This window comes from Paenibacillus sp. 203 (genome assembly GCF_037027525.1).
Lineage (GTDB): Bacteria > Bacillota > Bacilli > Paenibacillales > Paenibacillaceae > Paenibacillus > Paenibacillus polymyxa_B.
In genome coordinates this window covers 198,021-212,679 of record NZ_JAXCHD010000008.1, presented here as the reverse complement: position 1 = coordinate 212,679, position 14,659 = coordinate 198,021, and the positions used below count along the sequence as shown (strand labels likewise).

11 protein-coding genes and 1 riboswitch are annotated in these 14,659 nt (G+C 46.8%); all 11 genes read right to left on the bottom strand.

What is annotated here, in order from left to right:
- Window positions 1-374 precede the first annotated feature (374 nt).
- Window positions 375-1,358 (bottom strand): Gfo/Idh/MocA family protein, encoded by a 984-nt coding sequence (locus WA407_RS19465; RefSeq protein ID WP_336078174.1) that lies wholly within the window; start codon window positions 1,356-1,358, stop codon window positions 375-377.
- A 141-nt stretch (window positions 1,359-1,499) separates the two neighbouring features.
- On the bottom strand, window positions 1,500-1,994 hold the full coding sequence (locus tag WA407_RS19460; RefSeq protein ID WP_336078173.1) for a GNAT family N-acetyltransferase: 495 nt from the start codon (window positions 1,992-1,994) through the stop codon (window positions 1,500-1,502).
- 230 nt (window positions 1,995-2,224) lie between these two features.
- Window positions 2,225-7,192 carry a DUF4132 domain-containing protein gene (locus tag WA407_RS19455; protein WP_336078172.1) on the bottom strand — a complete coding sequence of 1,656 codons (4,968 nt, stop codon included), beginning with the start codon at window positions 7,190-7,192 and terminating at the stop codon, window positions 2,225-2,227.
- Window positions 7,193-7,207: 15 nt separating this feature from the next.
- Complete coding sequence (locus WA407_RS19450) at window positions 7,208-7,627, bottom strand: hypothetical protein (protein ID WP_061830603.1); 420 nt, start codon at window positions 7,625-7,627, stop codon at window positions 7,208-7,210.
- A 342-nt stretch (window positions 7,628-7,969) separates the two neighbouring features.
- On the bottom strand, window positions 7,970-8,827 hold the full coding sequence (locus tag WA407_RS19445) for a MetQ/NlpA family ABC transporter substrate-binding protein (RefSeq protein ID WP_336078171.1): 858 nt from the start codon (window positions 8,825-8,827) through the stop codon (window positions 7,970-7,972).
- A gap of 276 nt (window positions 8,828-9,103) precedes the next feature.
- Complete coding sequence (locus WA407_RS19440; protein ID WP_013308947.1) at window positions 9,104-9,775, bottom strand: methionine ABC transporter permease; 672 nt, start codon at window positions 9,773-9,775, stop codon at window positions 9,104-9,106.
- On the bottom strand, window positions 9,768-10,493 hold the full coding sequence (locus tag WA407_RS19435; protein ID WP_013308946.1) for a methionine ABC transporter ATP-binding protein: 726 nt from the start codon (window positions 10,491-10,493) through the stop codon (window positions 9,768-9,770). The genes WA407_RS19440 and WA407_RS19435 overlap by 8 nt, the downstream gene beginning before the upstream one ends.
- 139 nt (window positions 10,494-10,632) lie before the next feature.
- A complete protein-coding gene (locus tag WA407_RS19430) occupies window positions 10,633-11,424 on the bottom strand; it encodes an energy-coupling factor transporter transmembrane component T family protein (RefSeq protein WP_336078170.1) in 792 nt (263 codons plus the stop codon).
- Entirely contained in the window at window positions 11,399-12,862 is a 1,464-nt protein-coding gene (locus WA407_RS19425) for an ABC transporter ATP-binding protein (RefSeq protein WP_336078169.1), read from the bottom strand. Before WA407_RS19425 ends, WA407_RS19430 begins: the two co-directional genes overlap by 26 nt.
- Complete coding sequence (locus tag WA407_RS19420; protein ID WP_061830613.1) at window positions 12,862-13,458, bottom strand: ECF transporter S component; 597 nt, start codon at window positions 13,456-13,458, stop codon at window positions 12,862-12,864. Before WA407_RS19420 ends, WA407_RS19425 begins: the two co-directional genes overlap by 1 nt.
- 249 nt (window positions 13,459-13,707) lie before the next feature.
- Window positions 13,708-13,817, bottom strand: a riboswitch (TPP riboswitch).
- Between the two features lie 44 nt (window positions 13,818-13,861).
- The gene (locus WA407_RS19415) at window positions 13,862-14,659 is read right to left on the bottom strand and encodes a TatD family hydrolase (RefSeq protein ID WP_235307391.1); all 798 of its coding nucleotides are present in this window, start codon (window positions 14,657-14,659) and stop codon (window positions 13,862-13,864) included.

Below are 14,659 nucleotides of genomic sequence, written 5' to 3'. Positions count from 1 at the left end.
TTTCATTGAAAGTTTTTGGAAGTACAGCACTAGGACCTTCATTCTGCTCCATAAAAAGAGAGCGCTCACAATTCACTTAACTGATAATAAAATTACACTTTTGTAACTTTTTAATGACTATTTTTTAACTAATTTAAATCACAAAAAATGATTCATATGTCCCACTCTTGATTGACTCATATGGCGTTACCTATCGTGCGACCAAAGTCGCTATTTGGGAATTGGAAATAATTATGTATGATCGAAATGGTTTAGTTCGTCTATATATTGCACTTCGGAGCGATTGGAATCGAATTTTGCAAAATCCTGGTATAAAAAAACGCCCACAAACAAAAAATTCCAGAGAACCTGAAAGGTCCCTGGAATTAACGTGATTATTCAAACGGATACCGAAGCCCCCACTGTGAACGAATCTGATCCATCAGTTTCATAATTCCTAATGATTCATCCAAAGAAATAGTAGAACTTTCGAGCAAGCCTTCGTGCAAGCAACGCCCGACTTCTTCTGCTTCAAAGGCATAGCCTGTAGAGGATCGGTCATCCTGAAAGTTTTGTGCCTCTTCACCGTCCACAACTAAAGTAGCCGATGTGCTGTTCAAGAATGACGGAATGTGGATATAGCCCTTTGTTCCATGGATGTATGCCTCATTCGTCAATCCGAGACGGACTGCCCCGTTAAGCATAGCCGTGCGTCCTTTTCCATAATCCAGCAAGATCGAAAATGTCTCGTCAACGCCTGTCTCCCCGATATGAGCAGTGCTCCATACATGCTCAGGTTCAGGGCCGAAGACCATTGAAGCAAAAGAAACCGGATAAATCCCTGCATCTAATAGAGCACCTCCGCCCAGCTCAGGGTTCAAAAGCCGCCCCTCCGGGTTCCAATCTACCCGAAAACCAAATTCCGCCTTAACCAGCTTTACCTCGCCAATGAGACCCGCATGTATCCACTCTCGCACTTGGCGAATCGGAGGCAAAAAACGTGTCCACATTGCTTCCATCAGGAATAGCTTACGCTCACGTGCAAAGCCGATCAGTTCCTCCAATTCTTTACTATTGACGGTGAAGGGTTTCTCACACAAGACCGCTTTCCCCGCCCGAAGAGCCGTCAGAACATTTTCTTTATGAAAAGGATGAGGAGTCCCTACGTAAATAGCATCTATCTCGGGATCTTGTGCTAATTCCTCATAGCTCCCGTAAGCCCTTGATATTTGATGCTTAGCTGCAAATTCGGTAGCGCTTTCAATAGTGCGTGATCCAACAGCATACCCTTCTCCATTCGTAACATGCGCCAAATCAGCCACAAATTGATCTGAGATCCAGCCTGTGCCGACAATTCCCCATTGAATCTTTTTGCTCATACTTGTGTCCCTCCCAGCAATTTGGTTAACGTTGACTTACAACATACCCTTTTATTCTAGCAAACGCCTGTCCTAAACAAAAGAAACATTTGCTAGACGACGGTTTCTTTTGTGGCCTAGCAGCATCTTCATTTATACCCATTATTGAATGACGTATCTGTAAAACTTTTTATCCACTTTCATGACTGGAAAACCAATCGGCAATTCTCCAGGAGCTATACTAACAAAGCCGTTCTTCTCATAAAAACGATGAGCTGCTACGAATTGTGGTGTTGTTCCAAGATAGATTTCTTCAATAGACCTTTCCCTAGCCCATCCTATGGCATGATGCAATAATTGATTCGAAACATTGAATGTTTTACCTCTATAGTTTTGTTTTACAAACATCTTTCTGAGTGCTGTCTTACGGTTCCCAATATCTAACAAAGCTATAGTCCCTACTACGGTTCCTTCACTAAGAGCCACCCAGAAGTTGCCGTTACCACGCTGATAAAAATTTTCAATATCAAGCAAATCCGGCTGATCTTCTTTGGTTATGGCGATATTATATTCATCTTTTTGAATATGTAAAATTAAATCGACAACTTGTGATTGATACTCGGTTGAGTACTCTTTTAGAAAGATACTATTATTCATCGCTGTGTTCTCCTATGATCGTCGATTGTTATACTGTTAGATTCCTATCAAACCACAGAACCTAAAATATTACCCATATCTCCTTATTCGTGCTCGATAAACGCTCAATATTAAATAACTCAACCTCCGCAACTAAACTAAGTTTCCACCTACACAGTCGAGGATGCGAAATCCTTGTTTAGGTGCGAACGTTGAGTTAATTATGAATCTATATATATCAGAATTCTATTCTACGCTTGAAGCTGTGTAATAATTTGCGGGTCCTTGATCTTCTGATCCTCAGCCAACAACACAACTTTGGATAGAATCTCGGCTGTTCTTGGGTCCTCGTCCAGAAACGGCAGGAAGATGCGTCCACGATGCTGCGAATGCACCGGGATAATATGCAGTGCTCCCTTCGCTTGCTTGTAGACACCCCCGCTTCCCAGATGCACAGCATATTCGCCAAGAGTCCCATCTACACGTGCATAATTCCCATCCAAGCGTACATTGCTAATTTTCAGCAGGCGAAGTGATTCGTGCACAATAACCCTACGCATTTCAATGGTCGTCAGACTGGCCTCTGGATCAACGCCACCTACATGGGCAACACTGACGACCAGATCCACGTCTCGCATAACTTCGGAGAACAGAACAGGAGGAACTTCGTCCAACGGTACGCTCTTATACGTTGTCCGATCAAAGAACTGCACTGTCTCCAGTGTAGGAGCCTCGGTATCCGCTGGTGAGAACCAGTCCGCCATGGCATACAGGTTCGCAATCAGGTTCTCAGCATAGTACACCTTCTGAAGTCCGTCCTCATAGCTGACTGTCCATTGGCGACCTTTCAATAGGGATACCGTTTTATTCGGCTGTACCTGGTGTCCTGCATATCGACGGGAAACGGTCGCATTTGCACGTTCATCAGCATTCAGCAAGTACAGCTCACGGAACACCTGCTTAAATGGCTGGCGTATCTGGCGGTCGAATAAGTCCTTCTGGAATTCGCTCCAACGACCACTTTCGAACAAATGAAGGGGATGGGCAATAATCAGCTTATCCTCTTCTCCTATAGTATGCTGTTCAGCAAAAGGAGCCGTCAATACCAACGTTTCCTCATTAAAATATCCGAGGTGATCATCAGCCTTGAACACCAGTGTCCGCACCAACGGAGCAAGCACAGGATTACCCAGCAATCCTCTCAATTCCTTCACCATAAAGGTCGTACCAGACTCCATAGAGCGTTCCAATTCTTTGCGAGCTCTGCGGTACTGATCCACTAGATCTCCTTTAAGCTCCTTCAGCGACGTAACATACTCATCCTTCTTGAAACGAGCCGGAATGGATTTCAGCGTCTTGCCTTTGCTGACAATTTCAATATCTGCCGCTCCTTCAGTATCAATGATGAGCTGCACCGTTGTAGCCTCGTCCAAAGCATGTGGCTCAAAATAAGACCGAAGATCATCCAGCTTACGAGCTTCCATATCCCATACGAGACGGGTTACGTCATCATAACCTGCGTTACGTGCCAAATTCCCGAGTGCAATCCGTGAAACGAGTGCCTCACTGGCCTTACGCTGTGCGCCGAATTTTTTGCTTTGTTCCAGAAACCTCTGGATAAAATCATAACGTTCGCGTATATCTGGTTCAGGCGGCTGAGCAAGTGGAATCAGACTGTAGGTCAGCAAATGGTCTTTGTTTCGCTTGTCCTCCACTGATTTTTCCATTTCACTCCGTTTGAGCTTACCCAGCGTCGCATCTGCAAACAACTGGGATCGACGATGATTGGCTCCAGCCGAAATATACTTGGCACAATCGTACAGCAGGTCAAAACGTTCCTCGCCCAACGTCTCATAGGCCTCATGAAACCAGTGAATATCGAAGGCACCATCATTAAAATCTTGTGGAGCAATCGGCGAGTAATGAGCTACAATCGTTTCCTTCTCGGCCGAAAAACCTTCATTGATATGCGCATGGAAATACCATGCCGCACTGCGAAGCCCTTCCCAACCGAGATAGTCTGCTACAATCTCAATCCACTGCGGTGCATACATAGCCGCCTCCAGCAGACGTTTATCTGTAATTTTAGTGTTCTTCAGCTTTTCCTTGAGCAACGGGGCATCCTCGCCATCACTCGGATAACATGCCTTGAGCAAGTGGCTGAACGATTCCTTTTTGGTAATACGATCACCGTAGCCGTACACATAACCACGCACAAACGTTTCCTTGTCGAGACCCTCCAGAATACGGATGAAATAATCCATACCTTCAAATTGGCTCAAGCCCATAACCTTTGGCGTAGCCTCGGTAGGCAAATCGCCTCGAACCAATTCAACCTCTAGCAGTCGATCAATAACCGTACGACGTATCTCCAAAAATTCTGGTTTGCTAGAAATCCATGTATTGCGGGCATTGGTTAAGGAACTCATATGTCTTCTGCTTTCACTACCAGCCAGCAGCTCCCGATACACTTCACCTACACCAATCAACCCTTTTTCATATGCTTTGAAGTAATCCTCCAGATCCAGCGGAGAATAAAAACGATTTTCCGCTCCTAGCAGTTCTGCGTAGTTCACAAAGGTATGGAAAAAGCGCTTAAAGGACTCATCATCATGGACCTGCCCCTTCTCCAGTGCCACCCACGGGCCAGACAATAGATGGAGCATTCCCATATCCTCTTCAGGTCTGTCCTTAGGCATGCCTTGCATTAGTGAATTTAAAGCAAGGTCAATTACGTCAAATGTTTGGTCACCGGATGTGTCCATAAAATAAGCATTAACTAGTGTGCTTACCTGATCGGAATAGGTCAGCTCTGCCATCCACTTCTGCACCTCGTTAATGCGATCCAAAGGATACATTTGCTCAGCGAAATCTTTACGCCATCCTTCCAGCAGCTTGTGCTTGCTTTGTTCTGAATAGTCCATGTTAAAAGAAAAGTATCGATAATAGCGATCCAGCGTTCGGTTCATAGGCTCTAATCGGTCATAAAAAACAAGCTCCAGCAGTTCACGCGCTTCCATGCCGCTTTCCTGCAAATAACGGTCCCACTCCTCATAGAGAGGATATAAAGACAGTCTGGAATCTACTTCTTCATCGACCTGAACCAGCCGTAGAGGGCGAAGGTTCGTCCCAATAAGCAATGTATCTTTGTAGCCCGAATAATACTCCGCAGTATATTCCACATCACGATGTTGATGAACAAGCTCGTCCAGTCCACTCAAGAACTGCTTGAGCTTCTCCAATGGACTAACAAAAACATCGGCCAATCGAAAATCACCCAGATCAACTTTCTCTTCCAACCAAGCTTCCTTGACATTCGGATCGTACAGTCCAAAACCGTTAGCCCCTGTAAAAGCATCCTCCTGTCCCAGCTTGGACAGCAGTTGCTCCTCTTTGGCTGTAGGTTGCTGAATGATATCCGCCAAAGTCCGCAGGCTGTCATACTGTTCGGCACGATCCGGGTCTGCATATATCTTCGTCAATACTTCCAGTCCACCCAATCGTTGCAGCTCCGTCTTAGCACGCAGCAAGCGTTCCAATGAGCCAGCGAGCGGCTCTTCCGATTGTGAGAGCAACACACCAATGACACTTTGGCGCAATGATCCCGTCTTGAGCTTTAATAAGGCTTCCATTTGTTGCATTTCTGGTTCCGACAGCGTCAGCTTACGCGCCTTGGCCACAGCGAACTCACGGATACTCATACTTTTGTCAGACAAACTGGAAAAAATAAAATCACGTTGTACCGCATCCTCAGGTTTTTGCACAAAATGGTTCAACAGTTCGCCACGCAGATTAGGGCTAATCTGTTCCTTTAAGGCTATAATTTCCCCAATCCAGGAAGCATCCATATCATAACCAGCGAGATACAGCATTTTTTGAATAGGTGCATCTGAGCGGTGATACAGATTAACAAAATCCAGCACCTTGGAGGGCTCGGTGGACTCACCCTTTTTCATATGTACAAACAGGTTATGAAGTCGTTCAAAATCCTTACGCCGCTCCTCTTTGCTCTCCAGCAAAGGAGTACGCACCACTTTAACGATCCGATCCGCGACCGTCCCGCCTTCTACCCATTCATAAAAATAATTGCTTGTATAGTTCGTCAGTATCCAATATTGAAGCTCCGGGTCCGTTTCATCCAGATATTCCCTCGCAATTCCGAGGCGCACATCCTTGTTGTCACTGTTAGACAGTACATACAGTGCTACGATCTTCTGGTAAGTTGCTCCTTGCTCCATGAGTTTCCGAACCTGTCCATACAAATCACGTTCCTCATGTACTGCCGTAGCCCACAAACTCATATAAACTTCATTAGCATTTGAGCTGGTCAGCCATTCCTGGCGCAGTTCACTACGAGTCAATGCTTCATATGCCTGCTCGATCAGTTGGCGAACGACCCGCTGGTTGGCGGATTCCAAGCCCATTCCCGTCCATACTGCAAGCGCCCGCACCACTGAACTGTAACGAATGAAGCCTTGGTCGATGATTACCTTCAACAGATATATTAGAGCCTCCGGGGTTCCTTCATCCATTTGTTCCACGATACTTTGGCGCAATCCCTCCTGGAGTTTGGCGGCTGCCAAGAGCTCGCCGATCATGCGATAATTCTCCTCCTGATGACTCAGGAGCATGCCTTTAATCATATTGCGCGTAAGTAACGCCGCCTGATTATCCCCATAAATAATAGCTTTTAACGCCTCAAGCACCTGTGAATTACCGTGATCCAACTCATAAGCAATCCAGTCACCAATCGTTTCCTGAATCCGGTAATCTCTGCCTGGTTCATAATCCTTTTTTGTTAAATAATCCATTACGGAGAACCCGATACAGTCCATTCGGATCAACTGCACCATTCTTTTATAAACCCGGGAAGTATGGGCCGTAATATCCGAAGTGCGAAACGGTTTGCGCGCATACCCTGTGCTGTATGGATATTCAGTCACATGCTCCGTTAGATGTGCGAATACATCGCCCGCTGTTTGTCCAATTAGAGCATATAACACTTCTGTCAGTGGCTTAAACAGCGGTTCTCCTCTTTCTGTCGCCCGTTCTTTTAATATTCGCTGACATTCATTAAATGGCTCCTCGTTCTCCTGTATGTAATGAAGCTTACCTAGTTCCACAACATACTGAGCCAACTCCTGTTGTGGTCCATCCAGTTGCGCCGCGCGCTCCTTCAGTGTGGTGAAATATTCTTGCTCATTGTTCTCTTGATGCATGTTTCGTTTCCCCCTCTACCATAGGCCTCCAGCCAGCATTGTGAAGCGTATAAATACAATCTCATTCCCATCCTTAAGTGACAAAGGAGCATCCAGTTCAATAGTTTCCTCGTCACATACAAAAACTCTGTATAAACCATCTTCAAAAGCCTGCATCGCCGTGTTCACGGCATCCTTAATATCCGGGACACCATCATTATATATGGAACCGAATCCTACTTTACCTATCTCGCCTTGTGCCTGAACTTCCTCTCCCGTGAGGAACGGAATCAGCGCGACACTTTCCTGCTTTTCCCGCAGCTTTTGAACATTCAAAGCAACGGTTGCAGTAATCAAATCTCGCAATGTTTCTGGAGCAGGACTCAGCTCTATTTCCTGTCGTGCGAGTGCTGGCTTGCGCTTCCCCAAACTTTTTACAGTTACAAACAGCTTCATGTCGTTCCCCTTCCTTTTTATTCACGCTTTTGGCCCGTTGTCAGCTGAATTTTTCGACCCATATAAAAACACCGTTAAAGAAATCGAAAACGAATGTTTGTTCGTATTTTTATTTTAATATGTTCCTTATCATTACTCCATCGCCCTTTATGACCAAAATTCGCAGCGGTGCAACACCCTAAAACCTTAAAAAATAAGACTTTATACCTTGTTTTCGATAATTCCTTTCCATATTAAGGATGAAAAAAAGACCTGCACAAGGGAGACCATCTGCTCTTCACAGACTTCACTCCATTATACAGGTCAAATATCATCATAAATAATGTTTTAATACTTATTTATTTAAAATGCTGGAACAACGCTATCCTTGTAATTATCCTCAAAAAATTTGCGTACTTCCAGTCCGGTCATTCGCTTTGCCAACTTTTGAATGGCATCGGAATCTGCATTATCCTTACGCGCTACCAGATTAATGGCAAAGTGCGTATCGTCTTTTTCGGTAATCAGCGCGTCCTTCTTCGGTGTCAGACCGAGCGGCTTGGCATATGCGGGATACATGGCAGCCATGTCCACATCATCCAGTGACCGCGCCAGCATCAACAAATCCACTTCTTTAAACACAAACTTTTTCTTATTCTCAATAATATCGGCCTGTGTAGCATTATAGCCTACACCTTCTTTAAGCTTGATCAAACCATTTTGCTCCATCATTACTAAAGAACGTCCAGTATTGGCCGGGTCATTGGCAATGGCAATAGTCGCACCTTCCGGCAGGTCTTTAACGTTCTTGTATTTTTTGGAGTACGCGCCGTAAATGGCGTTGTAAATAGGTTTTATCGCCACCAAATCAGACTTGTTGCTTTCATTATATTGTTGCATAAAAGGAGCATGCTGAAAGAAGTTAGCATCTACTTCCCGGCTTGCCAATGCGTTGTTCGGTTGGATATTGTCTGAAAGCACGACGATTTCCAGATTGACTCCGTCCTGTTTAAGCAGCGGCTTCACGATATCCAGCACATCTGTCATCGGTGGGATTAGCGTTGCTACTTTCAAGGTCACTTCTTTTTGGGAATTTGCTTCTTTAGACTGTGTTTCTGGAGCAGCCTGCTTTTGACCACCGCATCCAGCAACCAGTAGCATAACGACAGCAAATAGTGTAAGTAATTTCAAGTTCGTTTTCATGTTGTTTTTCCGACTCATTTGATGAGGAACCTCCAAGTAAATTGTGATTGGGAAGATAAAAAATGAGTTACAGTGGGAGCCGCAGCCGCTTCACGTGCAGATTGTTCTTCTGATCGCTGTTGAAATGGGATTCTCTCTGATTTGTAACACAATTTATAGGTTAGAATCCCATTTCAAAGGCGAACGCTGACGCTTCTCCAGAACAATTCTGCCCGCTCCGCTTTTGAGGTACTGTAAAGTCATTTTTATTTCCATAGTGAGTTGTGCAAGTATAGTGAAAGTTACAATTCCACCTTACCGCTTGTCGATCCGGCGGGATATGGTGCTTCCGGTGAACTGGATTGTTTGTACGAAAATAATCATGACGACGATGGTGAACGCCATCAAGCCTGTTTCAAAACGCTGGTAACCGTAGCGGATGGCAAAATCGCCTACCCCGCCGCCGCCCACAATGCCCATCACCGTGGAGTAGGAGATGAAGCTAATGGTGGACGTGGTCAAACCCAGTACAAGCCCGGAACGAGCCTCCACGTACAGAAATTTAAAAATAAGCTGGAGGGTGGATGCCCCCATAGAAGTAGCGGCTTCAATTACACCCTTGGGCACCTCGAGCAATGATTGCTCCACCAGCCTCGAATAATAGGCGATGGCCACCACTGACAAGGGAACCGTTGCAGCCATCGTGCCCAGCGCCGTCCCTACGACCAGACGTGTAAATGGAATCATAAACACGACGAGCAGCAAAAACGGGAATGAGCGGATAACATTGACCACACTGTTCAATAGGGTGAACAGCAGTCGATTTTCATATTTTTGCCCTTTACCACACAAATACAAAATCGTTCCTGCCGGAAGCCCTAACAGTACAGCTGCTGCAATAGAAATCCCCACCATGATAAACGTCTCTCCGATGGCTTTCCATATCTCAGACTGATATTGCGCAATGATGCTCAGCATTTCATTCATCAGCTTCACCTGCTCCCGCTGTTGAACCTACCGCAGTGTCAGCTACACGCTGCGTTGAAAGTAGCTGCCCATCTCGCATTTCTGATACACGGGTACAAATATTGCGTACTACATCCATATCGTGCGTTACGATTACAATGGTAACTCCCAGTTCACGGTTGATCTCCCGTAACACGCCCAAAATATCCGCGGTCGTCTGCGGATCAAGCGCCGAGGTCGGCTCATCACACAGCAGCACCGCAGGTCGATTCGCCAGCGCTCTGGCTATCGCCACGCGTTGCTTTTGGCCTCCGCTCAGTTGTGCCGGATACTGTTCTGCTTTATCAGCTAAACCGACGAATTGCAGGCATTCGCGCACACGTTCCGCTCTCTCTTTTTTCGCGACACCTGCCAGCTCTAACGGCATTGCCACATTTCCACTGACCGTCCGATTGTGAACAAGATGATAATGCTGAAAAATCATCCCTATGGATCGCCGCGCTTCTCGGAGACGTTTTTCCGGCATGCGAGTCAGATCTTCCCCGTTTACAACCACGTTTCCCTCATCCGGCCTTTCCAATACATTCATCAACCGGAGCAACGTAGACTTGCCGGCACCGCTGGCACCTATGATACCGTGAATTTCCCCCTCCTCCACTTGAAGGGACACGGATTGAACCGCATGAAATTGGCCGCTTGAGGTGGTATAATGCTTGCTTACCTGATGCAGCGTAATCATGAAACTTGGCCTCCTGATGATCCATTTCTGCGGGAAAATGTAATAAGCCCGCCAGCCCGGGCGGGTCTGTACGAGCCGTCAATTCCCATTGCATTAATATACCACAGAGCAGAAAACGGGCAAAGCATTTTGACAACAATTAACGTACATCCCATACCCCTACATAAGGAAAGCGGATACCGAATCCCCAAGCCAGCGTAAGCATCACCACAAAATAGAAAATAAATAAAATATCTACAGCCGAATAGCCAATCGCATAATAATACGTTCGCTTGGTTTCATTAGCAAAACCCTTGGCTTCCATAGCAATAGCAATGCGCTGCGCACGCCGGATACTTTGAGCGAGCAGCGGAATCGCATACCTGCGAAGCGTCGCATACATATTCCATTTGGACACATGCTGATGTAAACCTCGAATACGGTGGGCTTGTCTCAATGCCTGGAACTCCTCCACCATCATGGGCATCAGCCGCATGGCTGCCAAAAAGCTATACGCATACTTCGGAGGGAGCCTCCATTGCTGCATCAGTGAATAAAAAAGGTCCACCGGACGAGTCGTTAAACCAAACAGCAACCCTACCGCAGCCATACTCAGCGCACGAAAGCCCAGATGCATGCCTCGGTAAAAGCTTTCCTGCGTCACATGGATCAAGCCCCATGTCCACCAGGTCGTCACCCCTTTGCCGAACATCATCATGCCCGTTGAAGTTGAAAGAAACACCAATATAAAGGGAGATCCGTACAGCAGCAGCCTCTTCCATGGATGGCCTAACCAGACAAGCAGCAACAGCATAGAACACGCAACATTAAACATGACATTCGGATCATGAATGACTATAACGACCACAAACAGTATGGAAAACATAACGAGCTTTAAGCCCGGATTCACGCGATGCAGCCATGTTTTATGATGGGGAAAGGACAGGTTCATACTGTAGTTCCCCTTTCTGAATCCGCCATATATCGGTACAATATCGACGGACAATTTCCGGGTCATGTGTGACCATCAGAATGGCCGTGCCTGCCGCTCTCAACTGCTCCAACATATCCAGCATGACAAAGGTATTACGCGCATCCTGACCAAAAGTCGGCTCATCCAGCAGCAGCACTTCCGGCTCACGGATCATGGCCGTAGCAATACTCAACCGCCTTTTTTGGCCTAACGAAAGCTGATACGGATGACGCTCGTCCAGCCGCTCCAATCCGAACTGTACGAGCATCCGATCCACCCGCTCCCGGCACTGCTCAGCACTAAACAAGCTCTTCGGTAACGAATACTCTAGTTCCTTTCGTACGGTATGCGCTACGAATTGCAGCTCGGGATTTTGAAATGCGAACCCGATGCGCTCTGCCAGTTGTTCCGTACTGCCTGCCTCAATTCCGCGCACGCTATAACGTCCCTGTGTGCGAAGTAAACGCATCATGGAGAGCAGCAACGAGCTTTTGCCAGCCCCGTTTTCACCGACCACGCCAATCCAGTCGCCAGGCTTCACCTGCGCATGCTCCACATAAATCACTGAACTTAAACCGCGGAGACCACTAAAATGTTTCAGCTCCAGCAAATCAATCTCCGTACCATTCCCCGTACCATTCTGCTGTGTCACTGATTCACTCCAACGCGGCGAAGACGATTCATTCCATACTCCCGGGTACCACACGCCGTACTCAGACAATGCCTGCCGATGCACATGAAATACTTCTTCTGCCCTTCCATCCGCAATGATCTCCCCTTGAGCAGAAAGCACCACAATCCGATCCACATCATGGACGATTTCATTAATTTTATGCTCTACGATCACCAGCGTTTGGTCTACCGAAATGTTGCGAATGGTATCCCACACCTGTGTGGTGCCTTCCTCGTCCAACAAAGCCGTCGGCTCATCCAGAAAAAGCACTTCTGGCTCCATAGCCAGCACAGACGCAATCGCCAGACGCTGCTTCATTCCCTGTGACATGTTGCCAATGGGCATGTGTATATCATCCGTTGATAGACCAACCTGTATCAGCAGCTCGCGAATACGGGATTGCATCTGTTCCCGGGGAACCTGATTATTTTCCAACACAAAAGCCAGTTCCTCGTCTGCATATGACATACAGAACTGCGTATCAGGATCTTGAAATACAATACCTGAGACACTTGGGATTACAGCAGCATCGCATTTCATAGGCACTTCTATCGTGCGTGGAATCAGACCGCTTAACACTTGGAGCAGCGTTGATTTACCGCATCCACTCGGTCCCAGTAGCAGCAGCTTTTCCCCCTTGTGGACAGACAAAGACATATTGTGAAAAAGCAGCTCTTGCTCACCGGGAAATTTCAACCGTAGACGGGTGATCGAAGCCACCACATCTTCGGTTGCCCGGCTCATCAATCCAGCCCCTTATAATCTTGTTCCGTTGCAGGTCTCAAACTTCGTGTAACTCCGGTTACCTCCAATGCCTTAGCCAGATAGAACGCGAATACCCCGGCAATCACAATACTGCCAATCATCCGAAAGCCAATATACAAAACATAGTTCCAGGTCGATAGCTGATCGATATACCCGTAACTGAAGTCTAAAATCAGAGAAGTGACAGCCGCCCCAGCCGCAGCTAGCGAAGCAACCCATAGGTTTGCGTTCCGATACAGAAAAGCCGCAAAAAATAGCTCCGCTCCCAAGCCTTGCAGCAGGCCATAGTATAAGGTGGACATGCCCCATTCGCTTCCCAAAAAAGCGCTGACCGTTGCCGCTGCCACCTCTGCCAAAATCGCAACACCCGGCTTGCGAATGATGAGATAAGCAAACGTGCCTGCCATAAACCACATGCCATACATCAATTGCTCGGCGTGTAGACCAAATGGTTTCATCAAATCATAAGCAGGTCCCCATATTTTGTAGACCAACCCGAACACAACAGATATCACAATCGTGACCAAAATATCAGTCAGCTTCAACCCTTTGGACGCTCTTACAGCAGTATTCATTATTGCGTGCTCCCCTTTTTCCTTATAATTGGCCTCTTGGCCATAAAAAAAGCTTGTCTGGAGCTGAATCTCCAGGCAAGCTTTATGCGCAGTAAAAGGTGAAGCACCATACAAAACATCATTCGTCGATATGCCTTATATAACCAGTAGTCTAAGCTACTACACTGATACCAAGCCAAAGTCAGGGTCAAGGTAAAATGCTAGGACATACATTGAATCTATCGACAACCGCAAAACAAGCGGCATTCCTGTATAGTGTTCTTGGTTTCTCTACGCTGGCATTACCCAGATCAGATTTCACGGTCAGTGGCAAGGGCCACCCTCTCAGCCTGACTTTCTCAAGCTCCCGACAATGCTTTTTTAATTCACTATAATATATACCACATCTATGGCTTTGACAATCCTATAAACCGAAGAAACGTTTGGCTGTCTCCGTCGTCGCGATTTCGATCTCCATCATGCTTCGACCTGTACATTCGGCAACCGTAGCAGCAATATGAGCGAGATACACGGACTCATTACGCCCTTCTTTGGGCTTCACGGGCAAATTACGCGGGGTCAAAAATGGAGCATCCGTTTCAATCATCAGACGGTCCAAGGGAATATCTCTGACCAGTTCACGCAGATGTTTGCCACGCCGTTCGTCGCAAATCCAGCCGGTGATCCCGATATACAGTCCCATTTCTACATACGTATGCAATTCCTGTTCAGTGCCAGTAAAACAATGCACTACCGCTTTATCGACAAGCCCTTGATACTCCCGAAGCATAGCGACAAAGTCCTCATGTGCATCTCGTTCATGCAGAAATAACGGCATATTCAGCTCACCCGCCAGTTGGATTTGCTCCCCAAACCATCGACGCTGCACATCACGTGGTGAAAAATCACGGTTATAGTCCAATCCGCATTCCCCTATGGATACGACCTGCGGCTGACCCGCCAGCTGGCAGAGCTGCTGAATCGTGTCTGCGCTGCAGTCTTTGGCATCATGGGGATGCACGCCAGCTGTGGCATACAGCTTGCCCGGATAACGTGCTGCATACTGAGAAGCCTCCCGACTGCTGCGGACACTGGTCCCGGTAATAATCAGCGGTGAAATCCCTACAGCCGCGGCTCTCTCTACCACCTGTTCCCGATCTGCATGAAACGAACGGTGCATCAAGTTCACACCAATATCAATTAACGGTGTACCCCTTTCCAT

Coding starts and splice junctions, on each gene's coding strand:
- WA407_RS19450 (WP_061830603.1), bottom strand. CDS start 7,627: ATGAAGCTGTTTGTAACTGTAAAAAGTTTGGGGAAGCGCAAGCCAGCA.
- WA407_RS19420 (WP_061830613.1), bottom strand. CDS start 13,458: ATGAATACTGCTGTAAGAGCGTCCAAAGGGTTGAAGCTGACTGATATT.
- WA407_RS19460 (WP_336078173.1), bottom strand. CDS start 1,994: ATGAATAATAGTATCTTTCTAAAAGAGTACTCAACCGAGTATCAATCA.
- WA407_RS19430 (WP_336078170.1), bottom strand. CDS start 11,424: ATGAACCTGTCCTTTCCCCATCATAAAACATGGCTGCATCGCGTGAAT.
- WA407_RS19455 (WP_336078172.1), bottom strand. CDS start 7,192: ATGCATCAAGAGAACAATGAGCAAGAATATTTCACCACACTGAAGGAG.
- WA407_RS19435 (WP_013308946.1), bottom strand. CDS start 10,493: ATGATTACGCTGCATCAGGTAAGCAAGCATTATACCACCTCAAGCGGC.
- WA407_RS19445 (WP_336078171.1), bottom strand. CDS start 8,827: ATGAGTCGGAAAAACAACATGAAAACGAACTTGAAATTACTTACACTA.
- WA407_RS19415 (WP_235307391.1), bottom strand. CDS start 14,659: ATGGAAAGGGGTACACCGTTAATTGATATTGGTGTGAACTTGATGCAC.
- WA407_RS19465 (WP_336078174.1), bottom strand. CDS start 1,358: ATGAGCAAAAAGATTCAATGGGGAATTGTCGGCACAGGCTGGATCTCA.
- WA407_RS19425 (WP_336078169.1), bottom strand. CDS start 12,862: ATGAGCCGGGCAACCGAAGATGTGGTGGCTTCGATCACCCGTCTACGG.
- WA407_RS19440 (WP_013308947.1), bottom strand. CDS start 9,775: ATGAATGAAATGCTGAGCATCATTGCGCAATATCAGTCTGAGATATGG.